This window comes from Streptomyces sp. AM6-12 (genome assembly GCF_044327085.1).
In the GTDB taxonomy this organism is placed as follows: Bacteria; Actinomycetota; Actinomycetes; order Streptomycetales; family Streptomycetaceae; genus Streptomyces.
The window spans coordinates 1,604,991-1,620,999 of record NZ_JBIQWN010000001.1; the positions used below are offsets into that span (position 1 = coordinate 1,604,991).

The following is a 16,009-nucleotide window of genomic DNA, read 5'->3' on the forward strand; positions in this document are numbered from 1 at the left end:
ATAACCCTCGCACGGGGCACTGACAATCGAAGGACCGCGTTCCGCTTCGCGCCGGATCCAGGGGGACGCTTCAGGACACAGGGCGCGAATCCGCCCAGGCCAGCTCGAATTCCTCGCGGTATGTCGGGAACAGCCCGACTTCGCCCGTCTCGTCCGAGGTGACCAGCCGGCTGCCGTTGCGCAGCACCAGGACCGGCGACTCCATCCCCCGCGCCCCGCGCAGGTAGGACTGCACCACGGCGACGCCGTCGGTGCCGTCGCCGTCCACCAGGTAGGCGCTGAAGCGCGGTGTCTCGTCGTAGACCTGGATCTCGAAGGCGCCCGGATCGCGCAGCCGGGAGCGCACCCGGCGCATGTGCAGGATGTTCATCTCGACGGACCGGCTCAGTTCGCCCCGTTTCATCCCGAGTTCGCGCTCGCGGCGCTTGACCGAGCTGGAGGCGGGGTTGAGGAACAGCAGCCGGACCCGGCAGCCGGACTCGGCGAGCCGGACCAGGCGCCGCCCGGAGAAGTTCTGCACCAGCAGGTTGAGGCCGATGCCGATGGCGTCCAGGCGGCGGGCGCCGCCGAAGATGTCCTCGGCCGGGAACTGCCGCATCAGCCGCACCCGGTCGGGGTGGACGGCGACCACGTCGGCGTACCGGTCGCCGACCAGGTCCTCGACCGCGTCGACGGGCAGCCGGCGCGCGGAGGGCACGTCGCCGCCCGCGCCGAGCATCTCCAGGAGCCGGGCCGAGGCGCGCTCCGCCTGGCCGAGAACGGCCTGGGACAGGGCGCGGTTGCGGGAGACGACGTTGCGGGTCACCTCCAGCTCGTCCAGGGCGAGTTCGAGGTCGCGGCGCTCGTCGAAGTACGGCTCGAAGCAGGGCCAGTGCTGCACCATCAGCTCGCGCAGCTGGGGCAAGGTGAGGAAACTGAGCACGTTGTCGTCGGCCGGGTCGAGCAAGTAGCCTTTGCGGCGGCTGACTTCGCGCACCGCGACCGCGCGCTGCACCCACTCCTGCCCGGCCGGTCCGGCCGCGGCGACCACCCATTCGTCGCCGTGCACGGGCTCGTAGACGGGCCGCAGGACGGCGGCGACGACCGAACGCAGCCGCTGCTCCACGAGGTTCAGCCAGATGTAGGCCCGGCCGGCCCGCTGGGCGCGGGTGCGCACCTCGTGCCAGGCGTCGGCGCCCCAGTCCAGCTCCGGGCCGATGGATCCCGCGTCCATCGGCCGTGCCAGGGACACCGCGCCGGGCGGGACGTCCGCGGAGTCTCCCTCGTGACCCTCGCCACCAGGGGGCAGCTCCAGCCCTCCCGAGCCCACCCGTGCACCGCCTTCCGCCACCGGGGCCTTTCCCGTCTCAACGATCAAGGAAGGGTACTCCGGGAGCGCCGCGCGGTGCAGCCGGATGGACAGGTCGGTTCCCCGGTTGCTTCGCTCAACTGCTCGGCGTTTCCGTGCCGTTTGGCACCGCCCGGACGCCGGGAGTGAGCGGTTTCATAACCGGGGGTACCCGGCCGGCCCCATTCCTGCTTTCGGGGAGACTTCGTGCCGTCGCGCGAACCGTCCCCCGCGCGCGCCGCTCACCTGGGAGAGTCGTCACCATGCAGGTCTGGCCTGGAGAGGCGTATCCGCTCGGCGCCACCTACGACGGCGCCGGTACCAACTTCGCGGTGTTCACGGAAGCCGCGGACCGAGTGGAGCTGTGTCTGCTGCACGACGACGGCTCGGAGACGGCGGTGGAACTGCGCGAGAGCGACGCGTTCGTCCGGCACGCGTACGTGCCGGGGGTGATGCCGGGACAGCGCTACGGGTTCCGGGTGCACGGCCCCTACGATCCCGGCCGCGGGCTGCGCTGCAACGCGGCGAAGCTGCTGCTCGACCCGTACGCGAAGGCGGTCGGCGGCGCCGTGCGGTGGGGCGAGGAGGTGTACGGCTACCACTTCGACGCGCCCGAGCGGCGCAACGACCTGGACTCGGCGCCGCACACCATGGCCTCGGTGGTGATCAACCCGTACTTCGACTGGGGCGACGACCGCCCGCCGCGCACGGAGTACCACCACACGGTGATCTACGAGGCCCATGTCAAGGGTCTGACCATGCGGCATCCGGGCCTCCCTGAGGAGCTGCGCGGCACGTACGCGGGGCTCGCGCACCCGGCGGTCATCGACCACCTGACCCGGCTCGGCGTGACCGCGCTGGAGCTGATGCCCGTACACCAGTTCGTCAACGACCACCGGCTGGTCGACCTGGGCCTGAGCAACTACTGGGGCTACAACACCATCGGCTTCTTCGCCCCGCACAACGCGTACGCCTCCTGGGGCGACCGGGGCCAGCAGGTGCTGGAGTTCAAGTCGGCGGTCCGGGCGCTGCACGAGGCCGGGATCGAGGTCATCCTGGACGTCGTCTACAACCACACCGCCGAGGGCAACCACCTGGGCCCGACGCTCTCCTTCAAGGGCATCGACAACCCGTCGTACTACCGGCTCGCGGACGATCCCCGGTACTACATGGACACCACCGGCACCGGCAACTCGCTGCTGATGCGGTCCCCGCACGTGCTCCAGATGATCATGGACTCGCTGCGCTACTGGGTCACCGAGATGCATGTCGACGGCTTCCGCTTCGACCTCGCGGCCACCCTGGCCCGGCAGTTCCACGAGGTGGACCGGCTGTCCTCGTTCTTCGACCTGGTGCAGCAGGACCCGGTGGTCTCCCAGGTGAAGCTGATCGCCGAGCCCTGGGACGTGGGCGAGGGCGGCTACCAGGTGGGCAACTTCCCGCCGCTGTGGACCGAGTGGAACGGCAAGTATCGCGACACGGTACGGGACCTGTGGCGGGGCGAGCCGCGCGCGCTCGCGGAGTTCGCCTCCCGGCTGACCGGCTCCTCCGACCTCTACCAGGACGACGGCCGCCGCCCGCTGGCCTCCATCAACTTCGTCACCTGCCACGACGGTTTCACGCTGCGCGACCTGGTGTCGTACGACGAGAAGCACAACGAGGCCAACGGGGAGGGCAATCGGGACGGCGAGAGCCACAACCGGTCCTGGAACTGCGGGGTGGAGGGCGAGACCGACGACCCCGGGGTGCTCGCGCTGCGCGATCGCCAGACGCGCAACTTCGTCGCCACGCTGATGCTGTCGCAGGGCGTGCCGATGATCAGTCACGGCGACGAGTTCGCCCGCACCCAGGGCGGCAACAACAACGCCTACTGCCAGGACAACGAGATCTCCTGGCTGCGCTGGCCCGAGGACCCCGAGGACGGCGGGCAGCTGCTGGAGTTCGTGCGCACGATGGTGTGGCTGCGCCGCGACCACCCGGTGCTGCGCCGCCGCCGCTTCTTCCACGGCCGCCCGGTGGAGGGCAGCCACGGCGAGCTGTCCGACATCGCCTGGTTCACCCCGGAGGGCGCGGAGATGACCCGGCGGGACTGGGACGCGGCGCGGGTGTCCGCGCTGACCGTGTTCCTGAACGGCAACGCGATCTCCGAGCCGGGCCCGCGCGGGGAGCGGATCACCGACGACTCCTTCCTGCTGATGTTCAACGCCTCCCCGGAGGCTCTCGGCTTCCGGGTGCCGGTGAACCACGGCCGGCAGTGGCAGGTGGTGGTCGACACGGCCCGCGCGGAGGGGGTGCCGCCGGGTTCGGGCGCGAAGGCGGGGGCGGGCGACCGGCTCACGCTGGAGGGCCGCAGCCTCCTGGTCCTGCGCCGGCCGGAGTAGGAGCACGCGGAGCGCCGTCCTGGGGGGACGGCGCGGCACGGCGCGGGGCGCCGTAGGCCGTGTGGGTGAGCGCGAATGAGCCGCCTCGCCCACCGGCACCGCCTCGGGTGACACGAAACGCGGCGGGGCGGGTACGTAGGTCCCCATGACCTCTGCCCGACCCGGACCGGGGGTGCCCACGGCCACCTACCGGCTTCAGCTCCAGCCCGCCTTCCCGTTCGCGGCCGCCGCGGCGGCCGTCCCGTACCTGGCCTCGCTCGGCGTCTCCCATCTGCACCTGTCCCCCGTCCTGGAGGCCGTGCCGGGCTCCACGCACGGCTACGACGTGGTGGACCACGGCCGTGTCCGCGCGGAGCTGGGCGGCGAGGAGGGGCTGCGCGCGCTGTCCCGGACCGCCCGCGAGCACGGCCTCGGCCTGGTCCTGGACATCGTGCCGAACCACATGGCGATGGCGCCCGCGCACAACCGCGCCCTGTGGGAGGTGCTGCGCGAGGGCCCCGAGTCGCCGTACGCGCGCTGGTTCGACATCGACTGGGACGCCGGGGGCGGCCGGGTGCTGCTGCCCGTCCTCGGCGCCCCGCTCGGCGCCGAGCTGGAGCACCTGCGGACCGACGGCGACACGCTCCGCGTCCACGACCACGTCCTGCCGCTGCGCGCGGGCACCGAGCGGCTGCCCCTGCCCGAGCTGCTGGACGCCCAGTGGTACCGCCCGGTGTGGTGGCGGCTGGCCCGCACCGAGCTGAACTACCGGCGGTTCTTCAGCATCTCGGAGCTGATCGGGGTGCGGGTGGAGGACCCCGAGGTGTTCGACGCCACCCACGCCAAGATCCTCCAGCTGCTGGACGAGGGCGTGGCCGACGGGCTGCGCATCGACCATCCCGACGGGCTCGCCGACCCCGACGGCTATCTCGCCCGGCTGCACGAGGCGAGCGGCGGCCGCTGGACGGTGGTCGAGAAGATCCTCGCCGACGACGAGCGCCTGCCCCCCTCCTGGCCGGTCGCGGGCACCACCGGCTACGACGCCCTGCGCCGGGTGGACGGCCTGTTCACGGATCCGGACGGGGCCGCCGAACTCCTCACCGAGTACCGGATGTTCGCGGCCCCGCAGGCGGACCGGGGCGGGGTCTGGGACGCCACGGCGCGCCGGGCCGCCTACAAGGTGCTCACGCACGAGCTGGCCACCGAGACCGAGCGGCTCACACGGGTCGCGGCGCGGCTGTGCGCGACCTCGCCGGACCTGGCGCTGCGCGACCGGGCCCCCTGGGCGCTGCGTACGGCCCTGGAGGAACTCCTGGTCCGGATGCGGGTCTACCGGCCGTACGCCTCCGGGGACGCGGCCGCCGTGATCACCGAGGAGGCCGCCGAGGAGGCCCGGCTCGCCTTCGTGGTCCGGGAGGAGGCGGAGGCGGTCGACCTGGTGCGGCACCTGCTCGTCGAGGCGCCCGGCGACCCGGCCGCGCCGGACCACGCCGACCGGCTGGAGCTGCGCACCCGGTTCGCGCAGACGGCCTCGGCGCTGCGGGCCAAGTCCGTGGAGGACACGGCGTTCTACCGCTATGTGCCGCTGCTGTCGGCGAACGAGGTGGGCGGCGACCCGGGCCGGCCGGGGATCTCCCCGCGCGAGTTCCACACGTACTGCGCCCGTGTGCAGAGCGAGTGGCCGCTCACCGGTACGGCCGTCACCACGCACGACACCAAGCGCAGCGCCGATGTCCGTGCGGCCCTCGCTGTGCTCACCGAATGCCCCGGTCGCTGGGCGGAGTTGGTGGCCGAGGTGACCCGGCCCGCGGAGGGCGCCCCGGACGGGCAACTGGTGTGGGCGGCCTGGCAGACGGTGTTCGGGCTCGGCCCGGCAGGGGAGGAGCGGGTGCGGGAGTACCTGCTGAAGCACGTGCGCGAGGCCGGCATGTACACCAGCTGGACGGAGCGGGAGGCGCCGTACGAGGAGGCGGTGGCCGCGTTCGTCGCGGCCGGTCCTTGCGGGCCGCCCGGCGACCGCGTGTCCGCCTTCCGCAAGGCGCTGGAGCCGCACATCCGGGCCAATGTCCTCGGCACGGCCCTGGTGCACCTGACGATGCCGGGCGTCCCCGACGTCTACCAGGGCGCCGAGGGCGAGTTCCGGGCGCTGGTGGACCCGGACAACCGCCGACCGGTGCCCCTGCCGCCCCAAACCCAGGGCGAGAAGGGCGGGTTGACGCGCGCGGCGCTGGGGTTGCGGGCCCGCAGGCCCGGTGCGTTCGGGGCGTCCGCGTCGTACGACCCGCTGCCCGCTGAGGGCCCGGCGGCGGAGCACTGCACGGCCTTCGGCCGCTCCGGGGAGGTGGTCACGGCGGTGACCCGGCTGTCGCTGCGACTGGCGGAGTCGGGCGGCTGGCGGGACACCGGCCTGCCGCTGCCGCCCGGCCGGTGGCGTGACGTGCTGGCGCCGGAGCGGGAGTTCACCGGCCGCGTGCTCCTCGCGGACCTGTTCGGGCCGCTGCCGGTGGCGCTGCTTGAGCGGGTCACGCGGGAGTGAGCGGCAGCCGTCCGGGCCGCTCCGGAACACCGCTCAGGGCGGGCCAGCGGGCGCGCAGCAGCTCGGTGAAGGCGGCGGCGGCTCCGGTGGGTGCCGACCGGGCGTAGACGGCCAGCGGGCGCCGCCAGCACGGGTCGGGGGTGAGCAGCACACAGTCCTCACCCACGGTCCCCCGCACGATGTGCGCGGGCGCGGCACACACCCCGGCCCCGGCGGCGGCCATCCGCACGGCCGTCGAGGACTGCTCGGTCCACACGGCGGTCCGGGGCGTGAACCCGGCCCGTCCGCAGGCCCAGTCGAGGAAGCGGGCGCCGTGTACGACGGGTTCCATGGCGCAGCGGACCCAGGCGCGGTCGGCCAGTTCGGGCAGCGTCACCGTGGCACGGCCCGCGACCCGGTCGTCGAGCGGCACCACCAGGACGATCTCCTCCGCGCCGATCGGCACCACGGCGCCGACCGGTTCGGCGGGCTCGGGCCCGATGGCGAGGTCGGCGGTGCCGCGCCGTACGGCCTCCTCCAGGGCCTCGGCGGTGGCGTACTCGCGCAGCCGCAGGAGGACTCGGGGGTGGGCGGCGCGCCAGCGGGCGAAGACGTCGGGCAGGGCGCCGACGGCGATGGAGTGCAGGGCGGCGATGTGCAGTTCGCCGCCCTCGGCGCCGGCGGCGGCGCGGGCCGCCCGGCGGGCCTGGCCGGCGCTGCGCACGGCGAGTTCGGCGCCGGGCAGGAAGGCGCGGCCCATCGGGGTGAGCCGGGCGCCGCGGGGCAGCCGCTCCAGCAGGGCCCCGCCGACCTCCCGCTCCAGCGCCTTGATCTGGTGCGATAGCGCGGGCTGGCTGACGTGCAGGATCTCGGCCGCGCGGGTGAAGGACGCCTCCTGGACGACCGTCACGAAGTACTCCATCTGCCGCAGGCTCAACTCCGCGCCTTTCCATAAGCGTTGTGCATGGAAGCTACAAGAACATTGCCTTGGACGCATGGCAAGGGGCGGCCGCAGAGTGGTGACCATGAGCACGAACACAGCGGATGCCACGGGCAGGGCGAAGGCGACGGGCACGGCGGGGGCCGCGGGCGGGGCGGAGGTCACGGACGGCACGGCGGATGTCGTCGTCATCGGCGGCGGCACGGGCGGTTACGCCACCGCCCTGCGCGCCGCCGCCCTCGGTCTCGGCGTCGTCCTCGTCGAACGCGACGAGCTGGGCGGCACCTGTCTGCACCGCGGCTGCGTCCCGAGCAAGGCGATGCTGCACGCCGCCGAACTGGTCGACGGCATCGCCGAGGCCCGTGAGCGGTGGGGGGTGAAGGCCACGCTGGACTCCGTCGACTGGCCGGCGCTGGCGGCCACCCGCGACGACATCGTGGCGCGCAACCACAAGGGGCTGCGGGCGCATCTGGCGGCGGCGGGGGTGCGGGTGGTGCGGGGCAGCGGGCGGCTGACCGGGGCGCGGACGGTGCTGGTGGAGGGCGTACGGGAGGAGGGCTCGCGCGCGGGGGACGCGCCCGGCGTGCACCACCTCACCGCGCGCCGTGGCATCGTCCTCGCCACCGGTTCGCGCCCGCGCGCGCTCCCCGGTCTGGTACCGGACGGGCGGCGGATGGTGACGAGCGACGACGCGCTGTTCGCGCCGGGCCTGCCGGACTCCGTCCTGGTCCTCGGCGGGGGCGCGATCGGGGCGGAGTACGCCTCCCTGCACCGCTCCCTGGGCGCGGAGGTCACCCTGGTGGAGGCGGCCGAGCGGCTGCTGCCCCTGGAGGACGCGGACGTGAGCCGGCATCTCGCCCGCGGGCTGCGAGGACGCGGCGTCGACGTCCACACCGGGGCGCGGCTGCTGGACGCGGAGGTGCTGGACGACGGCGTACGGGCACGGGTGCGCACCGCGCGCGGCGAGACCCGGACGCTGGGCGCGCGGCGGCTCCTGGTGGCGGTCGGCCGGGTACCGGTCACCGAGGGCCTGGGCCTGGCCGCGGCCGGTCTCGCGGCGGACGCGCGCGGATTCGTCGTACCGGCCGACTGGGACCGGCTGGAGACGGCCGTACCCGGCATCCATGTCGTCGGCGATCTGCTGCCGCCGCCCTCGCCCGGCCTCGCGCACGCCTCCTTCGCCGAAGGACTCGTCGTCGCCGAGACGCTCGCCGGACTGCGGCCCGCCCCGGTCGACTACGCGGCCGTACCCCGTGTGACGTACTCCTCCCCGCAGACCGCCGCCGTCGGGCTCACGGAGGCCGAGGCGCGGGCGCGGGGGCACGAGGTGGCCGTGCGGGGCATGCCGCTGACCGCGCTGGCGAAGGGGATGGTGCACGGCCGGGGCGGGATGGTGAAGGTGGTCGCCGAGGCCGGTGGCGGGCGGGTCCTCGGGCTGCACCTGGTCGGCCCGGGCGTCTCCGAACTCATCGCCGAGGGTCAGCTGATCGTCGGGTGGGAGGCCGAAGCGGCCGATGTGGCGCGGCTCGTGCATCCGCATCCGACGCTCTCGGAGGCGCTGGGCGAGGTGTTCCTGGCGCTCGCGGGACGGGGTTTGCACCAGCGGTGAGCACGGCGGATGCGGTGGCCGCGGCTCCGGTTGGCATGTGCCGTGCGGGCATCTGGTTCAACGCTTGACAGTCACCGCGCACCGTGCGGGACTGGGAGGGCGAAGCAGGGCGGACGCATCGGGGGTGAGTCTCCTGCCGGAGCTGCGCTATCCCAGCGTTCCCGAACTGGTGTCCTGTGCAGAGGCGTTGGCCGCCGCGGAGCCGGGGCTGTGCGTGCTGCGGCAGGTGGGCCGCTCGCGCGCGGGACGGCCGCTGCACCTGCTGTCGGTGGGGCACGCACGCCGGTCGGTGCTGGTGGTGGCGGGCGCCCACGCCAACGAGCCGGCCGGCGGCTCGACCCTGCGGGCGCTGGCCCGACGGGTGCTGGCGGAACGGGAGTTGCGCACCGGCATCTCCTGGCACTTCCTGCTGTGCGCGGACCCGGACGGCGCCGCCCTCCATGTCACCCCCGCCCCGCGCACCCTGCTCGACTACCACCTCGGCTTCTACCGGCCGACCAACGCCGAACAGCCGGAGTGGTCGCCGTCCGTGCTGCCCCCGGACCGGCTGCCGCCCGAGACCCGCGCCCTGACCGGCGTCATCGACGAGCTGCGCCCCTACCTCCAGGTGACCCTGCACGGCACCGATCTGGGCGGCAGCTGGGTGCAGTTGACCCGTGACGTACCGGGCCTCGCGGAGCCCTTCGCCAAGTCGGCGGCGCAGCTGCACATCCCGGTGGAGACCGGCGCCTCGGACGCCGCGGGCTGGCCGGCGTCCGGGCCCGGAGTGCATGTGATGCCGGGCCCCGAGACGGGCGCGGCCTACCCGAGCATGCCGGACGACGCCCGGCACAGCACCTGGTACCACGCACACCGCCACGGAGGTCTGACCGCGGTGGTGGAGGTGCCGATGTGGGCCAGCGACCTGGTGGACGACCCGGCGCCGCACCCGGCTCCCGAGGCGGCGATGCGACGGCTGGCCCGGCGGCTGCTGCGGGACTCGCTGGAGGTGGAGCGGGTGCTCGCGCAGGCGCTGCCCCGGCTCGACGGCGCCGACGGGCCGCTGCTGCGGGCGGCGCGCTGGGCGCTGGAGCTGATTCCGGGGCTGGCCGAGGACTGGACCCGCGCCGCTCCGGCCGCCACCACGATGGCGTACGTGGGCAGCGTGGACGCGTTCGGGCGGCGGCTGCCGCTGCGGGCCGCCGCGATGCTGCTGCGGGTGCTGCGGGAGAGCGGGGACCGGGCGGCGCCGGACCTCGAACGGCTCGTCGCCGCCTGGTCCGACGCCTTCGCCCGCCGCTTCCGGGCCCGCTGGGTGCCGCTGGACCACCAGGTGGAACACCAGTCCCGCACGGTGTTGCTGGCCGCCCGGCAGGCCCGCGAGCAGGCGTGTCAGTGAGGTCGCCGGCGGATCAGCCGCCGAGGGCGAAGACCGAGCCGGTGCGCGCCCGCAGTTCGCAGGAGTTGGTGTACGTCCGCCGGAAGTCGACCAGCCGACCGTTCCAGCGGCCGTGCGCGGTGGCGGTGACCGGGGAGTAGATCCGCGGGCAGAACACCTTGCGGGCCGGGATGCGGTCGATGTCGCCGCGGGCGGCGGTCAGTTCGGCGCAGGCTTCGGCCGCGTACGGGTGTCCGTGCGGCGGCAGGCAGCGCAGCAGGGCGCTGTGCTCGCCGCCGGCCCGGTCGCCCGACGGGGTGATGGTGAGGTGCAGCCGGTTGCCGTGCAGACGGGGCGCCGCCTGGGCCGGGGTCGCTGCGAGGAGACCGGCGGCGGCCAGCAGCACGCCGGCTGCCGCGGCCGCTCTGGTGGTGAAGTGCGTCATGCCCGTTGCATCGGCAGGACGCCTCCGGTTCCGCAGTGCGGGTCACCCGTTCGAACGACCGCGGTGGCGGCCGCGCGCTCAGCTCACCGACAGCCGGTACGCCACCCGTCCGAACGCGACCTGGTCGCCCTCGCGGACCGCGACCGCGCCGATCACCCGGCGGCCGTTGACGGTGGTGCCGTTGGTGGAGCCGAGGTCCCGCAGGATCCACAGCCCGCCCTGATGACTGAGTTCGGCGTGCACCCGCGAGACCGTCTCGTGGGTCAGCCGCAGCCCGTTGCCGGGGTCGCGGCCTATGCGCAGCGGGCGGGTGTGGTCCGGTCCCGGCAGCAGCAGCTTGGGCAGCCGCTCGGCCTGCCAGGCGCGGCGCAGTCGTACCGTGAACCCGGAGACGGCCTCCACGGTGCCGAACACCGCGCGGGAGAGGCGGCTCTCGCGGGGCAGGTCGGCGACGAGGACGGCGAGTTCGCCGGCGTGGCGCGCGGCGAGCGCCAGTTCCATGCGGCGCACGAACGTGTCGTGCGACAACCGGCCCTTGGCCGCGCCGTCCCGCAGCACCTCCAGCGCCGCTTCCCGCTCCGTGTCGGACAGCCGCGCGGACGCCGGGGCCGGGGCGGTGGGGAACTCGAAGGACGACGTCACGCCTGTGATTGTCGGTCAGCGGGCGGCGGGTGTCCAGAAAGCGGGCAATCGGCGCCTCCGCGCCGGTACTTCCGTGCGGCCCGCCGGGAAACATCGCACGACACCCGGTGAAAAGCCCCCGATGGAAGGAGGGATCGGCGGCGCGGGCGGGCACGATGGGAACGCGGGACATCACGGTGAGCAGACGAAGGGGAACCGTCCGTGCAGTTCGAGGTGTGGGCACCGCAGGCAGACCGGGTGACGCTCCAGTGCGAGGGCGCCGCACAGGCGTTGGCGCGCGATCCGGAGCGCGCGGGCTGGTGGAAGGGGGAGGCGCGGGCGGGCGACGGCGCCCGCTACGGGTTCGCGCTGGACGACGGTCCGGTGCTGCCCGACCCGCGCTCGCGCCGCCAGCCGGACGGCCCGGACGGGCTCAGCGCGGTCGTGGACCAGGAGCGGTACGCGTGGCGGGTGCCGTGGCCGGGGCGGGAGTTGCCGGGCGCGGTGCTCTACGAGCTGCATGTGGGCACGTACACCCCCGAGGGCACCCTGGACGCGGCGGCGCGGCGCCTCGGCCATCTGGCCGAACTGGGCGTCACGCACATCGAGTTGATGCCGCTGTGCCCGTTCCCCGGACGGCACGGCTGGGGGTACGACGGGGTGGCGCCGTGGGCGGTGCACGAGCCGTACGGCGGCCCCGAGGCGCTGAAGCGGTTCGTGGACCGGGCGCACGAACTGGGGCTCGGTGTCGTACTGGACGTCGTGCACAACCACTTGGGGCCCTCCGGGAACCATCTGCCGTCCTTCGGGCCGTACTTCACCGACGCGTACTCCACGCCGTGGGGCGCGGCGGTGAACCTGGACGGGCCCGGTTCGGACGAGGTGCGGGCGTACTTCGCCGGCAGCGCGCTGGCGTGGCTGCGGGACTTCCGGCTCGACGGGCTGCGCCTGGACGCGGTGCACGCGCTGTACGACACCCGCGCCGTCCACTTCCTGGAGGAGCTGTCGGCGGCCGTCGACCACCTCGCGGCGGAGCTGGACCGGCCGCTGTTCCTGATCGCCGAGAGCGACCTGAACAACCCGCGCTTCATCACGCCGCGCGCGGAGAACGGGCTGGGGCTGCACGCGCAGTGGAACGACGACTTCCACCACGCCCTGCACACCGCGCTCACCGGCGAATCCCAGGGCTACTACGCGGACTTCGCGCGCGATCCGTTCGCCGCGCTGGCCAGGACGCTCACCGGGGGCTACTTCCACGACGGCACGTACTCCGCCTTCCGCGAGCGGCACCACGGGCGTCCGCTGGACCGCGCGCGCCTCGCCGGGCACCGGCTGCTCGGCTATGCCCAGACCCACGACCAGATCGGCAACCGCGCCCAGGGCGACCGGCTGTCCGCGCACCTCTCCCCCGGCCTGCTGGCCTGCGCGGCGACGCTGGTGCTGACCGCGCCGTTCACGCCGATGCTGTTCATGGGCGAGGAGTGGGCGGCCGGCACGCCCTGGCAGTACTTCACCGACCACACGGACCCCGACCTCGCGGAGGCGGTACGACGCGGCCGGCGCCGGGAGTTCGCGGCGCACGGCTGGGCCGAGGAGGACGTACCGGACCCGCAGGACCCGGCGACCCGCGAGCGCTCCTGCCTCGACTGGTCGGAGCCCGGACGCCCGGACCACGCGAGGATGCTGGACTGGTACCGGCGGCTGATCGCGCTGCGCCGCGACCAGCCGGACCTCACCGACCCGGACCTCGCCGACACGAAGGTGGCCTACGACGGACAGGCCCGCTGGCTGGCGTTCCGGCGCGGCGATGTCCGGGTCGCGGTGAACCTCGGCAAGGAGCCGGCCGCCATCCCCCTGGGCTCCCGCCCGGCGCTGGTCCTCGCCGCGTGGGAGCCGGTGGCCGCGCCGGGCGCGGACGGCGTGCTCCAGCTGCCCGGCGAGTCGTGCGTGGTGCTCAGCCAGCCCTGAGCGGCGGTCACGGCTCCTCCCCCGCCGTCTTGAAGTCCGTCACCCGCTCCAGCAGGATCGGCTCCCACGCCCGGCGCAGCCGGGTGCGCGGCAGCGCCGGGTCGCCCGCGGTGCGGCCGTCGAGGCGGTCCGCGAGGCGCAGCACGGTGTCGCAGCGGGCGAGCCACAGGCCGCGCAGGCAGGGGCGGGCGCCGTACCCGGCGAGGGTGGCGGCGCGGACGGCGGCCGGGGAGCCGACGGCGACGGCGAGCCCCGCGATGTCCTCGGCGGGGTCGCCGAGCGCCGCCTCGGTCCAGTCGAGGACGCCGCGCACCCGCCCGTCGGCGGCGACCACCACGTGTTCGCCGGTCAGCCCGTGGTGGGTGAGCACGGCGGCACCGGGCTGCGCGGCGAGCTGGGCGGCGCCGGCCGGGGTGAGCTGGTACATCGGCGCGGCGTCGAACTCGTCGGCGGCGGCGAGCCGTTCGGCCGCGTGCACGGCCATCCGGCGCAGCGCCTCCAGGGAGCGCGGGGCGGCGCGCGGCACGCCGAGCGAATCGGCCTGGCGCACCGGTACCGCGCGCAACCCGGTGAGCAGCCCGGCGAGATCGCCCTCGCCGGCCGCCGACACCTCGTGCTCCTCGGCGGTGCCGCCGGGCACCACGGTGTCCAGGGTGCAGGCGAGGCCGGGCGCCCAGTCGGCGTGTGCGACGCTGACCGGCACCGCGACCGGGACGTGCGGGCGGACCAGGGCGCGCAGCCGCAGCTCCCGGCGGCGCCGGGCGGACGCCTCCCGGTCGGGGGCGAGGCGCAGCACGTGGCGGGTGCCGACCCACCAGGTGTACGGGTGCTCCTCGCGCACGGGCCGTACGTCGGGCCCGTCGCCCCGCGGCCCTTCCTTGAGCAGCGTACGGACCAGTTGGCGGACGGTGTCCGCGGTGGGGGTCGGTGCCTGGTTCATGGATCGCGCGTCGCCGTTCCGGGTGTCGTCGGGTGTTCTCGCGCCGGGCCCGCCGTGGGCTCGGGCTCGGGCCGTCAGTCCACGAGGATCATCTCGCGGGTCGTGTTGTTGAGGCGGCGGGCGCCGTCCCCGGTCACCGTGACGATGTCCTCGATGCGCACCCCGAACCGGCCGGGCAGATAGATGCCGGGCTCCACCGAGAAGCACATGCCGGGTACCAGCGGCAGCTCCTCGCCCTCGATCATGTACGGCGGCTCGTGCGTGGTGACGCCGATCCCGTGCCCGGTGCGGTGGATGAAGTACTCGCCGTACCCGGCGTCGGTGATCACTTCGCGGGCGGCGCGGTCCACCTCCTGGCAGGCCGCGCCCGGCCGCACCGCCTGGCAGCCGGCCTCCTGGGCGGCGCGCACGATGTCGTGGACCCGGCGCTCCTCCTCGGTGGGCTCGCCGACGTGCACGGTGCGCGTGGTGTCGGAGCCGTAGCCGTCCTTCAGGCCACCGAAGTCGAGGACGACCATGTCGCCGCGCCGGATGACGCGGTCGCCGACCTCGTGGTGCGGGTTGGCGCCGTTGGGGCCGGAGCCGACGATGGTGAAGTCGACCTGGGAGTGGCCGAAGCGGCGCAGCAGCGCGGCGAGGTCCCGGCCGAGGTCGGACTCGCGGCGCCCGGCGAAGGACACTTTGCGGATCTCCTCGAACGCCGCGTCGGCCGCGGCTCCGGCGGCCGCGAGCAGCTCCACCTCGGCGGCGTCCTTGACCGCGCGCAGCATGGGCAGGGCGTCGGTGAGGGCGGCGTAGGAGCTGTCGGGCAGGGTGCGCTGGAGGCCGAGGACGTGCATGCCCCAGGTGTTGTCGCTGATGCCGTAGCGGCCGCGGCCGTCGAGCAGCTCGGCGGTGACGGCGTAGGGGTCCTTGCCGTCGGTCCAGTCGCGCAGGGTGAGTACCTCGCCGGCGGCGGAGTGCTCGGCGTCCGGGGCCTCCAGGGTGGGGACGACCAGTACGGGGTCCTGGCCGGGGGCGAGGACCAGCAGGGTGAGCCGCTCGGTGACGGCGGTGGGGGTGTAGCCGGTCAGCCACACCATGTCAGGACCCGGTGCCACGAGCAGCCCGGCGAGACCGGCGTCGGCCGCGGCACGCGCGGCGCGCTCCATGCGGGCCCTGTGGTCGGCTGCGCTGAAGGGCGTGGTCGTACTGCCGGTCATCCGGGCCTCCGGGCGGTTCTGGCTGGTCGGGCGGGTGCGGGCACCGTCGGCGCCCCCAGGGCAGCATCCTGCCCGCCCGGACCGGGCCACGCGACCCCATCGGCCGATCGCGGGTCACCGGACATGACCCAGCAGCCCGGCGGACTCGGGCAACCTCAGGCCGTCACCCGGTGAACTCGGGCAGGCCCCGGAGGTCCGGCACACTCACGTCACCACCCCCGGTACCACCGTCAGCTGCTGGAATCCGCCGTCGCGGTGCCGCACGGTGAGCAGGACCTCGCTGCCGGGGCGGGCGTGGGCGACCGCGCGGGCCAGGTCGGCGGCGGTGTCGACGCGGGCGCCGCCGAACTGGAGCAGGATGTCCCCGCGGGCCAGGCCCGCCCGGTAGCCGGGGCCGGGCGTGTGCACGCCCACCACCAGTGCGCCGGGGCTGCCGTAGTCGACGGCCTCCACGCCCAGGGTGGCTCCCGGCACGCTCTCCCGCGCGACCGCCGCCCGTGGACCCGCCCCGGTGCCGCGGCCCGCGCCGAGCACCGTGGCGCCGACCGCGCCGATGCCCACGCCGGACAGCACCAGCAGCGTGCCCGCGCAGGCGCCGAGCACGAGGGTCCGCAGCCGCCGGCCGCGCCGGGACGCGGCATGCGGGTGGTGGGCGGGGCCGCCGCCCGCCCGTGGTCCCCGGCCCGGCAACGGCCTGGGCCGCAACGCAGTGTGTTCCATGGTTC

Annotated in this window: 12 protein-coding genes; 5 read left to right on the forward strand and 7 right to left on the reverse strand. The window is 74.7% G+C overall.

Annotated elements, in window-relative coordinates:
* Positions 1 to 70 precede the first annotated feature (70 nt).
* On the reverse strand, positions 71 to 1,309 hold the full coding sequence (locus ACE4Q9_RS07195) for an SAV2148 family HEPN domain-containing protein (protein ID WP_397987147.1): 1,239 nt from the start codon (positions 1,307 to 1,309) through the stop codon (positions 71 to 73).
* Between the two features lie 281 nt (positions 1,310 to 1,590).
* Here ACE4Q9_RS07195 and glgX point away from each other — a divergent pair, with 281 nt between their 5' ends.
* Both glgX and treY read left to right on the forward strand, forming a co-directional pair.
* Positions 1,591 to 3,708 (forward strand): glycogen debranching protein GlgX, encoded by a 2,118-nt coding sequence (glgX, locus tag ACE4Q9_RS07200; RefSeq protein ID WP_397983384.1) that lies wholly within the window; start codon positions 1,591 to 1,593, stop codon positions 3,706 to 3,708.
* 145 nt (positions 3,709 to 3,853) lie between these two features.
* Positions 3,854 to 6,223: a malto-oligosyltrehalose synthase gene (gene treY / locus ACE4Q9_RS07205; protein ID WP_397983385.1), complete on the forward strand. Its 2,370-nt coding sequence runs from the start codon at positions 3,854 to 3,856 to the stop codon at positions 6,221 to 6,223.
* On the opposite strand, the gene ACE4Q9_RS07210 is transcribed toward treY, so the two are convergent.
* A complete protein-coding gene (locus ACE4Q9_RS07210; RefSeq protein WP_397983386.1) occupies positions 6,210 to 7,139 on the reverse strand; it encodes a LysR substrate-binding domain-containing protein in 930 nt (309 codons plus the stop codon). The two genes, treY and ACE4Q9_RS07210, sit on opposite strands and share 14 nt — an antisense overlap.
* A gap of 88 nt (positions 7,140 to 7,227) precedes the next feature.
* Between ACE4Q9_RS07210 and lpdA the strand changes: the two genes are divergently transcribed.
* Together lpdA and ACE4Q9_RS07220 are read left to right on the forward strand one after the other, a co-directional pair.
* Entirely contained in the window at positions 7,228 to 8,751 is a 1,524-nt protein-coding gene (lpdA, locus tag ACE4Q9_RS07215) for a dihydrolipoyl dehydrogenase (RefSeq protein ID WP_397983387.1), read from the forward strand.
* A gap of 124 nt (positions 8,752 to 8,875) precedes the next feature.
* The gene (locus ACE4Q9_RS07220; protein WP_397983388.1) at positions 8,876 to 10,129 is read left to right on the forward strand and encodes a M14 family zinc carboxypeptidase; all 1,254 of its coding nucleotides are present in this window, start codon (positions 8,876 to 8,878) and stop codon (positions 10,127 to 10,129) included.
* Positions 10,130 to 10,142: 13 nt separating this feature from the next.
* Here ACE4Q9_RS07220 and ACE4Q9_RS07225 read toward each other — a convergent pair whose 3' ends face one another.
* Positions 10,143 to 10,553, reverse strand: a complete 411-nt coding sequence (locus ACE4Q9_RS07225; RefSeq protein ID WP_397983389.1) for an SSI family serine proteinase inhibitor — start codon at positions 10,551 to 10,553, stop codon at positions 10,143 to 10,145.
* 78 nt (positions 10,554 to 10,631) lie between these two features.
* Positions 10,632 to 11,195 carry an FHA domain-containing protein gene (locus ACE4Q9_RS07230; RefSeq protein ID WP_397983390.1) on the reverse strand — a complete coding sequence of 188 codons (564 nt, stop codon included), beginning with the start codon at positions 11,193 to 11,195 and terminating at the stop codon, positions 10,632 to 10,634.
* A 201-nt stretch (positions 11,196 to 11,396) separates the two neighbouring features.
* Between ACE4Q9_RS07230 and treZ the strand changes: the two genes are divergently transcribed.
* On the forward strand, positions 11,397 to 13,142 hold the full coding sequence (gene treZ, locus ACE4Q9_RS07235) for a malto-oligosyltrehalose trehalohydrolase (protein ID WP_397983391.1): 1,746 nt from the start codon (positions 11,397 to 11,399) through the stop codon (positions 13,140 to 13,142).
* Positions 13,143 to 13,149: 7 nt separating this feature from the next.
* Here the strand turns inward: treZ and ACE4Q9_RS07240 are convergent, their stop codons facing one another.
* The 3 genes from ACE4Q9_RS07240 to ACE4Q9_RS07250 all read right to left on the reverse strand — a co-directional run bounded on the left by ACE4Q9_RS07240 (position 13,150) and on the right by ACE4Q9_RS07250 (position 16,004).
* Positions 13,150 to 14,082: an aminoglycoside phosphotransferase family protein gene (locus ACE4Q9_RS07240; RefSeq protein WP_397983392.1), complete on the reverse strand. Its 933-nt coding sequence runs from the start codon at positions 14,080 to 14,082 to the stop codon at positions 13,150 to 13,152.
* A gap of 74 nt (positions 14,083 to 14,156) precedes the next feature.
* A complete protein-coding gene (locus tag ACE4Q9_RS07245) occupies positions 14,157 to 15,284 on the reverse strand; it encodes a M24 family metallopeptidase (protein WP_397983393.1) in 1,128 nt (375 codons plus the stop codon).
* Positions 15,285 to 15,488: 204 nt separating this feature from the next.
* Positions 15,489 to 16,004 carry a PDZ domain-containing protein gene (locus tag ACE4Q9_RS07250; RefSeq protein WP_397983394.1) on the reverse strand — a complete coding sequence of 172 codons (516 nt, stop codon included), beginning with the start codon at positions 16,002 to 16,004 and terminating at the stop codon, positions 15,489 to 15,491.
* Between the last annotated feature and the right edge of the window lie 5 nt (positions 16,005 to 16,009).

Bases quoted from the DNA above. Each gene is read 5' to 3' on its own strand.
- treY (WP_397983385.1), top strand. From the start codon at position 3,854: ATGACCTCTGCCCGACCCGGACCGGGGGTGCCCACGGCCACCTACCGG.
- lpdA (WP_397983387.1), top strand. From the start codon at position 7,228: ATGAGCACGAACACAGCGGATGCCACGGGCAGGGCGAAGGCGACGGGC.
- ACE4Q9_RS07225 (WP_397983389.1), bottom strand. From the start codon at position 10,553: ATGACGCACTTCACCACCAGAGCGGCCGCGGCAGCCGGCGTGCTGCTG.
- ACE4Q9_RS07250 (WP_397983394.1), bottom strand. From the start codon at position 16,004: ATGGAACACACTGCGTTGCGGCCCAGGCCGTTGCCGGGCCGGGGACCA.
- glgX (WP_397983384.1), top strand. From the start codon at position 1,591: ATGCAGGTCTGGCCTGGAGAGGCGTATCCGCTCGGCGCCACCTACGAC.
- ACE4Q9_RS07240 (WP_397983392.1), bottom strand. From the start codon at position 14,082: ATGAACCAGGCACCGACCCCCACCGCGGACACCGTCCGCCAACTGGTC.
- ACE4Q9_RS07245 (WP_397983393.1), bottom strand. From the start codon at position 15,284: ATGACCGGCAGTACGACCACGCCCTTCAGCGCAGCCGACCACAGGGCC.